At 37.6% G+C, this 17,315-nt stretch carries 15 protein-coding genes; 12 read left to right on the top strand and 3 right to left on the bottom strand.

All coding sequences use genetic code 11. From position 1 onward, the window contains the following. Positions 1-4 precede the first annotated feature (4 nt). The 8 genes from bsdcttw_RS16405 (at position 5) to bsdcttw_RS16370 (ending at position 10,110) form a co-directional block, all read left to right on the top strand. Positions 5-511, top strand: coding sequence for a hypothetical protein (locus bsdcttw_RS16405; protein WP_207726421.1), 507 nt, complete (start codon positions 5-7; stop codon positions 509-511). 118 nt (positions 512-629) lie between these two features. Further along, complete coding sequence (gene miaB, locus bsdcttw_RS16400; RefSeq protein WP_185255916.1) at positions 630-2,078, top strand: tRNA (N6-isopentenyl adenosine(37)-C2)-methylthiotransferase MiaB; 1,449 nt, start codon at positions 630-632, stop codon at positions 2,076-2,078. Between the two features lie 226 nt (positions 2,079-2,304). After that, positions 2,305-3,819, top strand: a complete 1,515-nt coding sequence (gene rny, locus bsdcttw_RS16395; protein ID WP_225903875.1) for a ribonuclease Y — start codon at positions 2,305-2,307, stop codon at positions 3,817-3,819. 473 nt (positions 3,820-4,292) lie between these two features. Continuing rightward, complete coding sequence (gene proC / locus bsdcttw_RS16390; RefSeq protein WP_185255914.1) at positions 4,293-5,093, top strand: pyrroline-5-carboxylate reductase; 801 nt, start codon at positions 4,293-4,295, stop codon at positions 5,091-5,093. Between the two features lie 122 nt (positions 5,094-5,215). After that, positions 5,216-5,758, top strand: coding sequence for an NUDIX hydrolase (locus bsdcttw_RS16385; RefSeq protein WP_185255913.1), 543 nt, complete (start codon positions 5,216-5,218; stop codon positions 5,756-5,758). A gap of 84 nt (positions 5,759-5,842) precedes the next feature. Beyond that, complete coding sequence (locus bsdcttw_RS16380) at positions 5,843-6,451, top strand: stage II sporulation protein M (RefSeq protein WP_185255912.1); 609 nt, start codon at positions 5,843-5,845, stop codon at positions 6,449-6,451. 97 nt (positions 6,452-6,548) lie between these two features. Beyond that, positions 6,549-7,433 carry a tyrosine recombinase gene (locus bsdcttw_RS16375; RefSeq protein WP_185255911.1) on the top strand — a complete coding sequence of 295 codons (885 nt, stop codon included), beginning with the start codon at positions 6,549-6,551 and terminating at the stop codon, positions 7,431-7,433. A 352-nt stretch (positions 7,434-7,785) separates the two neighbouring features. Then, a complete protein-coding gene (locus bsdcttw_RS16370; RefSeq protein ID WP_185255910.1) occupies positions 7,786-10,110 on the top strand; it encodes a fibronectin type III domain-containing protein in 2,325 nt (774 codons plus the stop codon). A gap of 134 nt (positions 10,111-10,244) precedes the next feature. Here the strand turns inward: bsdcttw_RS16370 and bsdcttw_RS16365 are convergent, their stop codons facing one another. Beyond that, positions 10,245-11,273: a 3-deoxy-7-phosphoheptulonate synthase gene (locus bsdcttw_RS16365; protein WP_185255909.1), complete on the bottom strand. Its 1,029-nt coding sequence runs from the start codon at positions 11,271-11,273 to the stop codon at positions 10,245-10,247. A 246-nt stretch (positions 11,274-11,519) separates the two neighbouring features. Here bsdcttw_RS16365 and bsdcttw_RS16360 point away from each other — a divergent pair, with 246 nt between their 5' ends. Beyond that, the gene (locus bsdcttw_RS16360; protein WP_185255908.1) at positions 11,520-12,125 is read left to right on the top strand and encodes a hypothetical protein; all 606 of its coding nucleotides are present in this window, start codon (positions 11,520-11,522) and stop codon (positions 12,123-12,125) included. A gap of 177 nt (positions 12,126-12,302) precedes the next feature. Then, positions 12,303-12,569, top strand: a complete 267-nt coding sequence (locus tag bsdcttw_RS16355) for a YmaF family protein (protein ID WP_185255907.1) — start codon at positions 12,303-12,305, stop codon at positions 12,567-12,569. A 71-nt stretch (positions 12,570-12,640) separates the two neighbouring features. On the opposite strand, the gene bsdcttw_RS16350 is transcribed toward bsdcttw_RS16355, so the two are convergent. Together bsdcttw_RS16350 and bsdcttw_RS16345 are read right to left on the bottom strand one after the other, a co-directional pair. Beyond that, positions 12,641-13,558 carry a winged helix-turn-helix transcriptional regulator gene (locus tag bsdcttw_RS16350; RefSeq protein ID WP_185255906.1) on the bottom strand — a complete coding sequence of 306 codons (918 nt, stop codon included), beginning with the start codon at positions 13,556-13,558 and terminating at the stop codon, positions 12,641-12,643. A 93-nt stretch (positions 13,559-13,651) separates the two neighbouring features. Then, entirely contained in the window at positions 13,652-14,026 is a 375-nt protein-coding gene (locus bsdcttw_RS16345; protein WP_185255905.1) for a zinc ribbon domain-containing protein, read from the bottom strand. Between the two features lie 229 nt (positions 14,027-14,255). Between bsdcttw_RS16345 and bsdcttw_RS16340 the strand changes: the two genes are divergently transcribed. Further along, on the top strand, positions 14,256-15,740 hold the full coding sequence (locus bsdcttw_RS16340; RefSeq protein ID WP_185255904.1) for a UDP-N-acetylmuramoyl-L-alanyl-D-glutamate--2,6-diaminopimelate ligase: 1,485 nt from the start codon (positions 14,256-14,258) through the stop codon (positions 15,738-15,740). 84 nt (positions 15,741-15,824) lie between these two features. Then, positions 15,825-17,306, top strand: coding sequence for a UDP-N-acetylmuramoyl-tripeptide--D-alanyl-D-alanine ligase (locus tag bsdcttw_RS16335; protein WP_185255903.1), 1,482 nt, complete (start codon positions 15,825-15,827; stop codon positions 17,304-17,306). Positions 17,307-17,315: the final 9 nt, after the last annotated feature.

Below are 17,315 nucleotides of genomic sequence, written 5' to 3'. Positions count from 1 at the left end.
AAATGTGAAAGTGAGATTGATGAGAAGGCTTGAAAGACTGTTGAAGAAATGCAGGAAATTGAAAGAACCGGGAGCAGGGACTGCTCAAGAGTATAATGATAACCTCAGGCAATTAGGTTATCAATTGTTAGAACTATATATTAAAGGAAAAATTAGTATCGAAGATGATATTATTCAGATAGCGGCGGAGGCTGACCAGCTAAATATCAGCGGTTTTATTAAAGAAGCGGGAAAATATTTCTCGTATAAAAAGAATAATGGAGAAAATGCAAAGTTTTCAGAAGCCATTGCTTCCTGTTTGATGGATTTTTACAATATTGTCGTAGAGTCTGATAATGGGTACCATGTGAGTTATTATTACTATAGAGGAGATAATAAGCCCCAGGGGGTACCTGGGGCTTTGTCGGATTTAATACTAAAATTATTCGGAATATGTTATGAATATGAAATCGATATTGAAACAGTTATGACAGAGAAATACGAGCTGTGTAAGAAAAATTATTTAAATTAAGGGGTGAGTGGTTTACCACATGACATTATACTCTAAGTGTTGTAATTTAGGCTTGTATAAGCTATAATTTTAGGTTGTGGCACCTAAAAATAAGTATTTTGAAAGTAGAGAATAGAAAATGAGCAGTTTACTTATGAATCTTGATGAGATAGATTTGGAGGGCAAGGAACCTCTTACAGAACCTGAGCGTCAGTATTATTTTATGGCAAAGTGCAGAAAGTGGGTAAGACACAAGGAAAAGGAACTAAACAGAGCCTTAACCTTTTCAGTAGTTACTTTTGGCTGCCAGATGAATGCGAAGGATTCAGAAAAACTTGCCGGTATTCTTGAGAAGATCGGGTATGTACAGGTAGAAGGAGAAGAAGTGGATTTTGTGGTCTATAACACCTGTACAGTAAGGGAGAACGCCAATACCAGAGTATATGGAAGATTGGGTTATCTTAACGGTCTGAAAAGAAAAAATCCTAACATGATGATTGCACTCTGCGGCTGTATGATGCAGGAAGATGCGGTAGTGGATAAAATTAAGAAAAGCTATCGTTTTGTAGATATGATATTTGGTACCCACAATATCTTTAAACTGGCAGAGCTTATGGATACCAGACTACACTCAAAAACCATGATAATTGATATTTGGAAGGATACAAATCTGATTGTAGAGGATCTTCCCAGTGAGCGAAAATATTCTTTTAAAGCAGGCGTTAATATAATGTACGGCTGCAATAATTTCTGCAGTTACTGCATCGTGCCTTATGTACGAGGAAGAGAAAGAAGCAGAAATCCTGAAGATATCATAAAGGAAGTCAGGGAATTAGTAGCAGACGGTGTAATTGAGATTATGCTATTGGGTCAGAATGTGAATTCCTATGGTAAGAATCTGAAGGAACCCATAAGTTTTGCTGAACTTTTAGTGCAGCTGGAACAGATTGAGGGACTTAAGAGAATACGTTTTATGACCTCCCACCCGAAGGATTTATCGGATGAATTAATAGAAGTGATGAAGAATTCCAAGAAAATATGCAGACATCTGCACCTTCCGGTACAATCCGGAAGTACGGATATCTTAAAGAAAATGAATCGGAATTATACAAAGGAATCTTACCTTAAGGTAGCGGAGAAAATAAAGACTGCTATGCCGGACATTTCACTCACTACAGATATTATTGTGGGTTTTCCGGGTGAGACAGAAGAAGATTTCCTTGAAACACTTGATGTGGTAAAGAAAGTCCGTTATGACAGTGCCTACACCTTCCTTTATTCCAAACGTTCGGGAACACCTGCTTGTGTGATGGAAAATCAGGTGGAAGACCCAGTGGCAAAGGAGCGCTTTGACCGGCTTTTAAAAACTGTTCAGGAAATTGCAGGAGAACTGACCGGTAAATTGGAAGGCATGGTGGAGGAAGTTCTGGTAGAAGAGGTTAATACCCAGGATTCTTCCTTTTTAACAGGAAGGTTAAGCAATAATACGCTGGTTCATTTTAAAGGAAGTGATGAGCTCATCGGCAAGTTAGTTTCTGTTAAATTGTCACAATGCAAAGGATTCTATTATTTTGGAGAATTAATATAGGATTAATAGACTTTTTCCCCCTTGTTTGAATCGTGTAACTTTTTGTATTTCTTTTGATTATTTTCGTTGAAATATGACATAATGCATAAAAATTTAATGGGGATACTTGACATTGTCATGAAAACAGTATAAAATTTATATGTTGTATATTTGTACAATGAAAATTCAATAAGGAGGTGCTCCAGTGCAGGATATATTACCTATAATAGCAAGTATATTAGTTACCCTGCTCATCGCTGTTCCTCTTGTCTGGAAATTTGCTATTTCCTACCATGTTAAGGTTGTAGAAGCTAAGATTGGTTCTGCTGAGGAAAAAGCAAGGGAAATCATAGATGAAGCTTTAAAAACAGCTGAAACTAAGAAAAGAGAAGCCTTACTTGAAGCAAAGGAAGAGTCTTTAAAGACTAAGAATGAGTTAGAGAAGGAAACCAAGGAAAGACGAGCAGAAGTTCAACGATATGAGAAAAGGGTTCTGTCAAAGGAAGAAACCTTAGACAGAAAGATCGAAGCACTTGAGAAGAAAGAATCCAGACTTTCTGCAAAAGAAGCTGAGCTTGATAAAATCAAGGTAGAAGCAGAAGCACTACATGCACAGCAGCTGCAGGAACTGGAGAAAATTTCAGGACTTACCTCCGAACAAGCGAAAGAATATCTTTTAAAAACAGTTGAAGACGAAGTAAAACATGAAACTGCAATGTTAGTTAAGGAACTTGAAAGCAAAGCAAAAGAAGAAGCAGACAAAAAGGCAAAGGACTATGTTGTTACCGCTATTCAGAAATGCGCAGCAGATCATGTTGCGGAAACTACTATATCCGTTGTACAGCTTCCGAATGACGAGATGAAAGGAAGGATAATAGGAAGGGAAGGAAGAAATATCCGTACCTTAGAAACCCTTACAGGAGTAGATCTAATTATAGATGATACCCCAGAGGCTGTTATTTTATCCGGCTTCGATCCTATCAGAAGAGAAGTGGCAAGAATTGCCCTTGAAAAGCTGATTGTAGATGGAAGAATTCATCCTGCCAGAATTGAAGAGATGGTGGAAAAGGCTCAAAAGGAAGTTGAAGTCATGATTCGTGAAGAAGGTGAAGCGGCAACTCTAGAAGTTGGTGTTCATGGAATTCATCCAGAACTTGTCAGACTTCTCGGTAAGATGAAGTTCCGTACAAGTTATGGACAAAATGCTTTAAAACATTCGATTGAAGTAGCTCAGTTATCCGGATTACTTGCCGGAGAGATAGGCGTAGATATCAGAATGGCAAAGAGAGCCGGATTACTGCATGATATTGGTAAATCTGTTGACCATGAGATGGAAGGCTCACATATTCAAATTGGTGTTGATTTATGCAGAAAGTATAAGGAATCAGCGATTGTTATTAATGCAGTGGAATCACATCATGGTGATGTTGAACCCGAATCCTTAATCGCTTGTATTGTACAGGCTGCGGACACCATTTCAGCTGCGAGACCAGGTGCTAGAAGAGAAACATTAGAAACATACACAAACAGATTGAAACAATTAGAAGATATCTCCAATAGCTTTAAGGGAGTAGATAAGTCATTCGCAATACAAGCAGGCAGAGAAGTTCGTATTATGGTAGTGCCGGAACAGATTTCCGATGCAGACATGATATTACTTGCCCGCGATGTATCTAAACAGATTGAATCTGAACTGGAATATCCGGGTCAGATTAAAGTAAATGTAATCAGGGAATCAAGGGTTACAGATTACGCAAAATAATAAGAATTATAGATGGCCGAAATTCCGGTAAAAGGAATTTCGCCATCTTTTTTTAATGGAAAATAATTTAATGAGTTAAACTGATGAAGCCAGTATGAGGGACGGACGATGACCGGAAGGTTCGTTTTAAAACTTGGTTACTCGAGATTCTAATTCCACTAAATCGCCAGGAAACGTAACTGGCAGTCAAAAAGGTGCCAAACTCGCTGAAACATCGCGGGAGCGGATGGGTTCTGCGCTCAAACAGTGGCATCTGTTTTTCTAGTTACGTTTCCTGCCGCTTAAGTGTCATAAAGAATCTCTCGAGACGAAGTTTTAAAACAAACCTTCCGGTCATCTGTTTATCTATAATATTGGTTTTATGAGGTTGCCTGTGTAAGCATATTCTTTCTTGCATAATAGGGAGTTATATACTACAATTACTAATAAATTCTTTGGAATTAAGAGACGAATTAGATAAAGGAGGCAGTCGAATGGATAAGGTAGGATTTATCGGAGCGGGTAATATGGGACTCCCGATGATTTTGGGAGCTGTAAAAGTGTTTGGAACAGAATCTATTCTTTTTACAACGAAAAGAGAAGAAAGAAAAGTAGTGGTTCATAAGGAAACGGGAGCAGATTATGCATGGAATAATAAAACATTGGTGGAATCATGTAAATATGTTGTGCTTGCTGTGAAACCGCAGTTTTTTGGGGATGTTTATAGGGATATAAAGGACAGTCTGACAGAGGAGCATATTGTTATCTCCATTGCTGCCGGTATTACGATAGAGTCTATGAAACAGGCTCTTGGGGAGCACATCCGTGTGGTTAGGTCCATGCCGAATACACCGGCTCTCGTAGGAGAAGGAATGTCTGCTGTGTGCTTTTCAAAGGACGGGTATAGTGAGTCGGAAAAGGAATGGATTGACCGGTTTTTTAATTCCTTTGGTAAATATGAAGTGTTTGAGGAAAGTCTTATGAATTCCATCGTTTGTGCCAGCGGTAGCTCCCCCGCATATGTTTATATGTTTATTGAAGCTCTGGCAGACAGTGCTGTTAAATATGGTATTCCAAGAGATAAGGCTTATAAACTTACGGCTCAGACAGTACTTGGTGCTGCAAAGATGATCTTGGAGACAGGTGAACATCCGGGTAAGTTAAAGGACCAGGTCTGCTCACCGGGCGGTACGACAATTGCAGCAGTAGAAGCTCTGGAGGAGTATGGTTTTCGTAATGCTATTATGAAAGCCTCGGATGCTTGTTATGAAAGAGCGGTATCGCTTAATAAATAAACATGGGATATTATGTTAAAAAACAGTTATCAACATAATATTCACGAAAGAGTCCGTGGAAAAAGAGAGAACATTTTCGCTTTGATTTTAAATATGAGCTAAAGTGCATCATGGAGGGTTAAATGGAAAAGAGAGAATACAAGAGGCTAAAAAGAACTTTATGCCATAAAGGGCACATTATAGATTTTTATACGGACACCATGGAATTACCAAATGGGAAAACCGCCGAATGGGATTTTATCGGACACAAAGGAGCTGCAGCTATTGTGCCCGTAACCGACGAAGGAAAGATATTAATGGTTAGACAATATCGTAATGCGGTGGAAGAGTATACCCTTGAAATTCCAGCAGGAGGACTAAATCCAGGAGAGGATATGAAGACTTGTGCAGCCAGAGAATTAGAAGAAGAAACCGGATATAGGGCTGAGCATACAGAGCATTTGCTGGATCTTTATACTACGGTAGCCTTCTGCAATGAAAAAATCGGTATCTATTTCACAGAACATCTAATACCCTCAAAACAGCATTTAGATGAAGATGAATTTGTAACGATTGAAAGCTACTCAATAGATGAACTTGTGAACTTTATTTTTACCGGGCAGATTAAAGATGCGAAAACCATTGCGGCTATTCTGGCTTATAAGACAAAAAAAGAGATGAAGTAACCTTAGCATACTATTTCAGATACGGGCATTATTTTTACAATAGTCTCATATGCTATTTTATAGACAATAGTATCAGGTGCCGGTATGAACTTTTTAAAACAGCAATTGCATAGATTAGGGGAAATAAAAACAGGCTTGTTATTGGCAGCTTTTGGAGCAGTACTTGGTGTAGTTTTTGCAAGGGTTTTTAAAAGCTTTTATTGGGGAAATATTAATATCTTAAATACGGAGTACCTTACACAGATAAAGGATACACCTATTAATTATTCAGAACTTTTAAAGTATGTTTATTGGGATATTTTTAAAAGTTATATAATACTTTGGATGGTTTGCATTACCACCTTTGGCATTCCTTTTATAGCCCTATGTCTTACCTATTTCGGATTCCAAAGCAGTTTTTTTATTTCGGTCATTTTAATGAAATTTAAAGTAAAAGGAATTCTCCTTATTATAGGTTATACCTTTCCCCAGTATTTAATTTACATACCGGTGATTTTTATTAGCTTTCGCCTGGCTTTTTGGCTTAATAAAAGCTTGCGTTACGATAACCTGGGCAAGAAGGGAAAAAGAGAAAAGACCACTAAATATCTTGCCCTGGCGGTACTTTTAGGAGTAGTACTTGCAGCAGGCGGATTATCGGAAGCATACATTGGTTCGTTTGTTTTAAGAAAGATATTGAATATTTTCTTATAGGAATATATTTTTAATTGCAATTCCCAAATTCAACAATTATAATGAGAATATGAAGAGGAAACGTTGTTCTGATAATTGATTGAAGGAGAATTGCTGTATGAAGGCTGAACTGCAGGAATTTATTACATATATGAAAGAAGTAAAAAATGCAAGTGTAAACACTTGCCTGTCTTATCGAAATGATTTGACAAAGTTAGTGAATTATATGTACAAGCAGAATATAACCGAGGAGGACAAACTGAGCGAAACCAGTCTGAATTCTTATGTATTGACACTGGAGAAGGAAGGAATGTCTCCCGCTACTGTATCAAGAAATATCGCATCGATTAAGGCATTTGTATTATATCTGATAAAAAAAGGTAAGTTAAACCACGATCCTACAGAGCGGATGAAATCACCAAAGGTAGAAAAGAAGCCTCATTCATCCCTTTCGGCGGAAGAAGTCAACGGGCTTTTGGAACAGCCGGATCCTGATACTGTAAAGGGAATGAGAGATAAAGCAATGCTGGAGCTGTTATATGCCACAGGTATCAGAGTGACAGAGCTCATCTCCATTAAACTGGAGGATCTTAATTTAAAGAACCGTTTTCTTCGCTGCTGCAACAGTAAGAAAGAGCGATTAATCCCTTTCGGGAATATGGCAAAGCATGCACTTGAGAATTATTTTAATATTGGCAGACCGGCTTTAGTAGGAGAAGTCAAGACGGATTTCCTGTTTACGAATCTGTCAGGAGAACCCATGAGCAGACAAGGCTTTTGGAAGATTATGAAAGCTTATGGGAGAAATGCAGGGATTGCCATGGAAATCACCCCTCAGATCTTAAGAAATTCCTTTGCGGCGCATATGATAGCAAATGGAGCAGATTTAAAGAGTATTCAGGAATTCCTAGGACATGCAGATGTTACCACTACCCAGTATTATGTACAGGGAACAGATAAGAAGCTTACCAAGGTATATTCTGACACACATCCAAGAGCTTAAAGATATCCATATAGGCATAATTCTACTTTGATATTGAAATGAAAGAGATAAGTTATGAGGTCATAGGGGATGATGTGTGGTAACAGGGTAGAATTTGCGATGAATATGAATAAACAATAACAGAAATATCAAGAAGCTGTGACACTAAATATTAGTGCGCAGCTTTTTTGACTGTAAAAAATAAATTCGAAACCTTGAAAAGTATGGAATTTATTAAGTGAAAATAATTATTGGAATTATGCTCCTCTATTTTTAAGTAGTTGTTTGCTTTATAATTAAAGGGACCATTCATTTTAAGAGTGGGAATGTTTGTGACTAAGAAAGCAAATTTAAAACTTGATAGGGGAATTTTATGGGATCATATAGAATACTTAGAAAATCATTCGGAATGTTATTAATCGTAATACTTTTAGTTGTACAAATTTTTAGTAGTTCCGTACAGGCAGATACAGGATATGATAAAACAGCGCCAATTCTGAACAGATTAACAATCTCAAATGCAGATAATATTGACACCGAGAAAGGAATGAAAATTACCTTTGATTTGAAAGAGGACGGAGTAGGTGTAAATAATATAATTATCATTTTTAAAGGTCAAGAAAGTGGAAAGAGAAAATCTTTACAGTATTTCACATTTCCAGAGGATGGAATAAAACCGTTATATTCGGGAATGACGACGGTGACTTTATCATTTGATGGAGAATTCTTCTATGAGGAGATGTATTATTTAGAAGATATCTATTTATCTGATGCAAATGGAAATAGTAGTGAATACAGTGCTCAACAAGGCGCAGAATGTTTAAAAAACTCAACATCTAAAATAATCGTTACACATTCAACAACTACAGATTTTACAGAACCTAAACTTAACAATATGACGATAGAAAACGCAGACAATATTGATTCTTCCACTGGATTAATTAACATAAACGTAGATGCGCAAGAGGATGGAAGTGGGATAAGTGATATTTCTCTAACCTTTAGAAATGAAGGAACTGCCCTTTTCTATGTAAACTGGTCGGATTACAGCGGATACCCTGATGGAAATGAACTACATACTGGTAAGTATAATCTAATAGCTATGATTCAGGATCCTTTCGTAGTGGGTACTTATACACTTGAAAGTGTCATTTTGTCTGATCATGGCGGCAATTACAAAAAGTATACTCCGGACTCTCCTGAATGGAGTAAGTTCACTCAGAAAATTACTGTTACGAAATCAAACTATGTAGAAAGTACATCACCTACGATTAAGTCTATTAATCTTGATAACGTGGCAATAGTAACACCGGATTGTCTTGAGGTTCCTATAACAATAACTACAGGTAAATATGGTGTGAACTGTATCTTTATTGACTTAATTAATGAAGAAGGAAGAAAAGCATTCCTATCATGGTACTCGGATACACCAATAATGAGCGGAACCCATAGATTGAAGTTTCCTATAGACCCATTTCAAGGAGAAGGAAAATTTAAAATTGATTATATTCAAGTTATTCCATCTGTGGGAAGCAACGACATAGGGTATGATAGAAAGCATTTAAATAAGATAAGCGGATTTATTGATCCAACAATAACCATTAACAGCGCTTTCGATATAACTTATTATGGAGCAACTGGTAATGTTGATGCGGCAGTAAATGCAATTAATTCTATGATTGAAGGGCAGACTGCAGTATTGGATTATCGCAATAACAATAAAGCAGATAAAAGACTTTTTCAAGCAATTGCCGGAAAAGATAAGACAGTAGTATTTGAGAATAATGATGTTCAATGGATATTTAACGGCAAGGACATTAATCTAGATAATTGTAAGACTATCAATCTGAATGTAAATATCAGCAAGCAGAAGGGTTCGGATTATGGATTTACAAATGATGATTATATCCTTTATATGCGATATGCTGAGAATGGGGTTCTTCCAGGAAAAGTTCAGATGCGTATAAATAATGAATTTTTAAAGGAAAAATATAAGGTCACATCGGATATGATATTAACTTATTATGATCAATCTCCTGATGTGCTTGATACAGACGTTGAATTTGCCGGCGATGGCTATACTGAATATGAGATTAGTCATAATTCTACTTACTTATTATCAGCAAATATGCCGTTATTAAACTCTCCTCAATTAGTAAAAGCTAATTGTGTAAAATATTCATATATTAAACTAAATTGGAATAGGGTAGCTGGAGCAAATGGATATAATATTTATCGCTCTTCTAGCAAGACAGGTAGCTATAAAAAAGTTGGCACTGTTACAAAAGCTAATCAATTAACATGGTCAGATAAATCTATTTCAATCGGTAAAACATATTATTATAAGATTCAAGCACTAGGGGCTAAGAATAATATTAAAGCAAAATATAGTGCTGTAATCTCTTGTACAAATGCTCCGTCTGTTACGAAAGGTCTGAAGTTGTCCAGTAAAAGTAAAACATCCCTGAAACTTACCTGGGAAAAGCAGGCTGGCGTTACTGGTTATAAAATTTATCAATATAAAAATTCAAAATGGATTGAGATAGAAACAATAAAAAATTATTATACAACATCAAGTACAATGAAAGGTCTTAAGTCCCGAACAGCATATAATTTTAAGGTTAGAGCGTATAAAACGAGTAATAAAAAGATAACCTATGGTGCCTATAGTGAGATAATTACTGTATCTACAAAGTAATCAAAACCGCAATTAAAATATATAAAAGTGTAAGTTTTTATAACCCCCGAATGTAGATAAGAAAAGGGTATTTTTGCAGAAAAGGGAGCTGCCACTTCACGATTTATCAATCGTTCAAGCGACAGCTCCCTTGTTTAGATATGATCAGCTATAGTATAGATGAGTTTTTCTGATTCTGCCCAACCCAGGCAGGCATCGGTTATGGACTTACCATAAGTATGTTCTGAGACTTTCTGATTACCGGGCTCGATATAACTTTCTATCATAACACCTTTTACTAATCTCTCAATATCCGGATTAACAGACCTGCTGTGGAGGATTTCCTTTATAATACGGGGTTGTTCATTGTACAGCTTATTGGAGTTGGCATGATTCGCGTCTATAATGGCTGCCGGATAGGATAAATCCCTTTCGTTATACATATCTAACAGATGGACTAAATCTTCATAATGATAGTTAGGGAGTGCTTGTCCATGTTTATTCACAGCCCCTCTTAAGATACAGTGGGCAAGAGGATTTCCTGTTGTCTTTACTTCATAAGCCCTATATAAGAAGGTATGGGAGGCTTGAGCTGCCACACAGGAATTTAACATAACGGAAATATCACCACTGGTCGGATTCTTCATGCCGGCAGGGCAGTTGATGCCGCTTATCGTAAGGCGGTGCTGTTGATTTTCTACGGAACGCGCACCTACCGCCACATAGGAGAGAATATCTTCTACATAAGGCCAATTCTCAGGATAGAGCATTTCATCTGCTGCAGTAAGGCCGGTCTCTTTAATAGCCCGCAGATGAATCTTTCTCATTGCAATCAGACCTTCCTGTAAGTCCGGTTTCTTTTCAGGATCCGGCTGATGGGCAATTCCTTTATAACCTTCACCTGTGGTACGGGGCTTATTTGTGTAGATACGAGGAATCAGGATTAATTTATCCTTAACTTTTTCCTGAACCTTGGCAAGCCTGCTTATATAATCGCAGACGGAATCTTCATTATCTGCAGAGCAAGGGCCGATTATAACCAGGAATTTACCTGACTTTTCTATAAAAACATCCTTAATCTCATTATCTCTTTCTGCTTTGGCCAGGCGTTCTTTTTCTGTCAGAGAATAAGTACTCAATAGTTCGGCAGGAGATATAACTTCTTTTCGATATTCGAAACTCATAACAATACTCCTTTGCTTCATGTAATTACTTCTTGTTAAAGAGCATTGTAGCCGTTTTTCAAAATGAAGTCAACATTTTTCATAATTATACAATTAATATAATAAAAATAAGACAGAAAACGCCTTTGTAATTCAGTTTACCATAGGGATTGTAACGGTTGAAGTTGAAGAATTGTCGATAAAAGGATATAATAAATAAAAGATGGGCTATACTTTAGTAAACCGTCCTATGGAAGGAGAATCCAAATGGGAGATCGAACAATACCGGCAGCCGGACAACAATTTATAGATAGAAATAATAATCTTGTACAGTTTATTGCATTGGCTGCTTATGAGAGTGTGAATACCGAAATGGCAGTGTATCAGGCATTATTTGGAGAATATAAAATTTATGTGATGCCTTGGATTGATTTTATAAAAGAAATGCAGCCTATTGCTGCACAGTATCAAAAAGTTCCTTTAGGTTTTTCAGAAGATTACTCTGGAGCTTCAAAAAGGGATGAATCATTAAAAGCAGCAGAGAAGGTAACGTCAGAAGAAGAAAATATAAAAACTGAAAAAGTATGGGGAGAACCAAGTGTTCAACTTTCCAGACCAGATATAAGTTACGAAAGAAGAGAAGCAGCAGGAGGTGTAAATCCTGTGCTTATGGAGTTCCTGGATGCAAAGAATTATGAAGATAAGCTCAATGTATTGGCAGGAAGCCGCAAATACTTAAATGAAAGCATACTAAACCATATGGCATTATCTGTTGACTGCAACCTTGGAGAAGGAGATATTGAAGATAAGATCAATAGTTTGATATATTGTTTAAAGACTCATGCCAGATTTGAAAACAGAAGGCTCCGATAGTATGGAAATTAAAAAAACGAACTCTTTTAGATAAGCTGCATATGATACTTTTAGGCATGATTGCAAATAGGATGTTGTCTTAAGGAGCTGAGCAGTTTGGGTTATATTAAAATAAAAATAAAAAAAAGTAATTCTCAATATAAAAGTCATGTGCATGAGGTGCAAGGGTACCTTAAAATGGCTGAAGATAAGCATTATCATCGTTATTCCTTTATTACAGGGGAAGCCATATTTTTAGAAAATGGTAATCATTGTCATGAAATTGTATTCCAAACGGATAATACCGACGGACATTTTCATGAATATAAGGGGAGGATATGCGGGGCAATACCCATGGGAGACAAACATGTACACTACCTGGAGGGTATTACAACAGATGCGGATGGTCATGCTCATGGCTTTCGTCTGGTTACCCTTATGGATAATCCAACAGATGTTTTATAAATTTAGGCAGGAAAGGTGAAGGCAACAGGAGATAATCCTGGTGTCAAATCATATATTCCTGCCTAAAACTTTTACATAGGGCTATAATGAATACGTATATTAATATTCTGATTATAGTTTCCGAAATTGCGGCCGAAGATAGTTATTCCCCCGGTATGCTCTGCTTCAGAATCGATACTGAAACGGAATTTGATAGTACTTTTGTAATCCAGCATGAAATCTTTTAAAGAAACAGAGGATATTTTAAGACCATCCAGAAAAGTACCGTTATTATTAATTGTTATGTTTTTAAGCATACCATACTGCTTCCAATTGCGGTACCACCAGTCAGGAGTAAAAATACCTGAGGTATTATCAGCAAAATCACCAGGACTTCTCCAGGAACCAATGGGGGTGTCATTTAACATAAAGTCTATGACAGCAGGAACAGAGGAACTGGTTTCAGGAGCCTTCGTGCCAATTTCCGCACAGATGGATAACTGGTCAATCTTTTGATAGGCAGGAACAAAGTTGGGTATTACATATTCAATGTAACCCTTATTAAACCATAAAATATCTGCATCTACCCTGTCCGGATGAGTAAAATATCTTGGGTCGTCCACTTCACCGACGAATCGGTAAGCTGTGGCCAAACCGCAGATAGGATGTATCTGAAAGTTCGTATAATGGCCGATACGGATTTCAGTTTCATAAATATTCTTATGAGTATCTGTTGTATCAAGATCAATAAGAATCTTATCCAGCCAAACCATGCAAGTCTTCTGGTTACCGTGTACCGCAGGCTCATTTACAATAGATACAATACCGCAATCCTCTAATTTTTTAATATGACTTGTCAAAGCTCCATTCGTTATATTGAGACTTGCAGCAAGTTCGTTCATACTCATTCCTTTATTTTTTAAAAGAAGTTTTATGATATCCACTCTAATATCAGAACCCAAAGCCTTAAAGACTTCCAGCCCTTCATCCAAACTCTTTATGTGCAGCATTCGAAACCTCCATTATATTAGCAGCATAAGTGCAGATAAGCTGCAGTTATGCTGATTGGGAATTTTATTGCAGTGCCATAATCTTAAAGGTTCTTATAGCTTTCTTCCGCATTTGGGACAAAACTCAAAATCTTTACTGACAGGATAACCACAGGAAGGGCAGTTTGAGGCTTCACTTCTTTGAAAAGGACTCCCGGTTTTTAGTAAATCATTGTCGTTAAAGTGTATTTCTTCCCCCTTTTGAATACGCTTTCCAAGGGCTTTATCAATGGAATAAACTGTTCCGCAGCAGGAGGATACAACATAATATTCCGTATTCCAGCGAAATAAAGGTATAAAGAATAATGTAAAATACGTATAAGTCATATAAACTTCTAAACGCCCGAATTTTCCGCAGGCAGAACAAACAAAAGTCTGAACAAAATTAAGTTTTCTCTCACCCTTTGAGATCCCCATAATAAAAAACATAAGAAACAATCCTTTCTGATTTGATTATGACACCTTAGTATACCATGACTTCCCTTTCATTGACAAGGTATGCCTAGTGTTATATAATGAACAAAAGCATGGGTATTGCCGCCTTGAAATGAGCCCATCCGGGGCAGCCAGGATGGGCTTTTCTTTCGGGGAAAATGCAGCTATCCAAAGATTGGAATATGGGTAATAGGTTATCATATATTTATATGGGAGGTATAATATGCTGTTAGGAAAGTTATTAGAAAAAATAGAATATACAGTCGTTAAAGGAACCCTGGACGTAGAGATCCTCAATCTGGTATATGACTCCAGAAAGGTAACAGATGGTTCCGTTTTTGTTTGTATTAAAGGATTTAAGACAAACGGACATGAATACGCAAAGGAAGTAGTGAATAAAGGAGCAAAAGTCCTTATTATATCCGAAGAGGTTGAGCTAGAGGGAGAAGAAGTCACTTTAATTAAGGTAAGTGATACCCGCCTTGCATTGGCATGTATGTCAGCGGCATATTTTGATTATCCGGCAGAAAAATTAAAGACCATAGGAATCACCGGAACAAAGGGGAAGACTACTACTGCCTATATGGTGCGCTCTATTTTGGAAAATTCCGGTTTAAAGACCGGATTAATCGGGACCATAGAAGTCATTATTGGGGAAACGGTAATACCGTCAGCCAATACTACCCCGGAATCTTATCAGATACAGGAATATTTTGCGAAAATGGTGGAAGAAGGCTGTCAGTGTGTAGTCATGGAAGTATCCTCTCAGGGACTTATGCTTCACAGAGTTGCCGGCTTTGTTTTTGATTATGGTATTTTTACAAATATTGAACCGGATCATATCGGACCAGACGAACATAAGGATTTTGAAGAATATATGCATTGCAAGGGATTGCTTTTTAAGAATTGTGTCGTAGGCATTGCAAATGCAGATGATTCACATATGGAAGAGGTACTAAAAGGTCACACCTGTAAGCTTGAAACCTATGGTATTGAAGAGAAGGCAGATTTAATGGCCGTTAATATCAACCTTCACAGCAGGGACGGCAGCTTGGGTGTAACATATCAGTTAAAGGGATTATTGGATTACGAGGTATTTGTAAATCTTCCCGGTAAATTCAATGTATATAACTCATTAACTGCGATTGCTATCTGCAGACATTTTGGAATACACGAAGAAGAAATCCAAAAAGCCCTTACGATGGTCAAAGTAAAAGGCAGAGTGGAACCGGTGGCTATTTCTTCCAAATTCTCTATGATGATAGACTATGCGCATAATGCCATGAGTCTTGAGAGCTTATTAACTACACTAAAAGCCTACGAACCCAAGAGACTTGTCTGCTTGTTTGGCTGCGGAGGCAACCGTTCTAAGTTAAGACGATATGAGATGGGTGAAATCTCCTCCAATCTGGCTGACCTTACGGTAGTAACCTCGGATAATCCAAGATTTGAGGAACCGGAGGATATCTTAAATGATATTATAACAGGTGTGAAAAAGGGGAAAGGCGAATATGTGTCTATCATAGACCGAAAAGAAGCCATTAAATACTGCATTGAGAATGCAAAAGAAGGAGATGTGGTTGTTCTTGCCGGTAAGGGCCATGAAGATTATCAGGAAATAAAGGGCGTAAAGTATAAGATGGATGAGAGAGACCTTATCAGGCAGGCAGTGGAAGAAATCCAAGCAGAAGGAAAGACGATAATTTAATAAACTTCGTATTAAGTTATAGAAATTTGGTTGATTAACGGATGTCTGATTACAGATTAGATATTCGGAAAAGAGGATATTACAATGGAAGTATTGACAATAAAAGAAATAGCCCTTGCAGTAGGGGGAAGAATCCTTTGGGGAGACGAAACCTTAAAAGTAGAAGAGGTATTTACCAGTTCTAAAAGCGTTACACCGGGCTCTCTTTTTGTACCTATTGTAGGGGAGAGAGTTGACGGGCATGATTTTATTAAGGATGCTCTTGCAGCCGGTGCGTCTTCCTGTCTGTCAGGGAAGGAAATTGATAAGATAGAAGGAAAGGCCTGCATATTAGTGGAGGATACCTTTAAAGCCCTGCAAAACCTTGGAACTTATTATAGAGATAAGTTTCCTATACCAATTGTAGGAATCACTGGCAGTGTAGGGAAAACAACTACAAAAGAAATGGTGGCGGCAGCTTTTGGTACAGCGCGGTGTGTATTAAAAACTGAGGGAAATATGAACAGTCAGATCGGACTTCCGCTGATGATGTTAAAATTGTCTAAAGAGCACCAAGTAGGAATTATTGAGATGGGTATGAGCGAAGAAGGTGAAATGGCAAGATTGTGTAACATTGCCCAGCCGGAAGCTGCTATTATGACCAATATCGGAATCTCTCATATTGCCCAGCTAAAGACCAGGGAAAATATCCGTAAGGAGAAAATGAATATTATAAACTCCTTTAAAGAAGGCGGCTGTCTTGTATTAAACAGAGATGACGATTTATTGGGGGAGGCAGCACAGTGCCTTAAGAATGGACAGATAACCATCGACCTGGCAGAGATTACAAAGAAGAAGCTTGCGGCCAGTCAGGTTATCACTTATGGAATCAGTGAAGACTGTGACTTTCGTGCCACAGATATTAGAACGGTATCCGAAGAGACTGTCTTTACCCTGACTTACCCCAAGGAGAAGAATAACTTATGGCTTACTCCCAATGGAATAAGTGATGATAAGGCAGTAAGAGAAACTTTGACAGAAGAAATCCACTTAAAGGTACCGGGACTTCATAATGTATACAATGCTCTGGCAGCTCTTGCCATTACCTGGTTCTATAATATACCTGTAAGTCTTGCTAAAACTGGCCTTAAGGAGTACCAGCCTATTGCAATGAGAGGACAGATTATTCTTTCAAATGGTAAAAAGATAATCGATGATTCTTATAACGCAAGTCCTGATTCCATGAAAAGCGGCATTGGTGTTTTAAAGGAATTAGAGAATGTGAGCCGTCGAATAGCGGTATTAGCGGACGTGAAAGAGTTAGGTGAGATTTCAAAGCAAAGCCACTATGAAGTAGGAGAGTTTATAGCGGAAAATAGCTTGGACTGTGTGGTAACCATAGGGGAAGAGGCTTTATATATAGCAAAGGCAATTAAGGACAGGGGAGTTCCAACAGAAACTTATTCCTTTACAAATAATCAGGAGGCAATTTCCTTCCTGAAAACCTATCTGAAAAGTGGAGACGGCGTTCTCATAAAGGGTTCCAGAGGTATGAAAACAGATGAAATTGTAAAAGAACTTAAGTGAAAGAAAGGC

The organism is Anaerocolumna chitinilytica, from assembly GCF_014218355.1.
In the GTDB taxonomy this organism is placed as follows: Bacteria; Bacillota; Clostridia; order Lachnospirales; family Lachnospiraceae; genus Anaerocolumna; species Anaerocolumna chitinilytica.
This window is presented reverse-complemented; position numbering and strand designations above follow the sequence as displayed.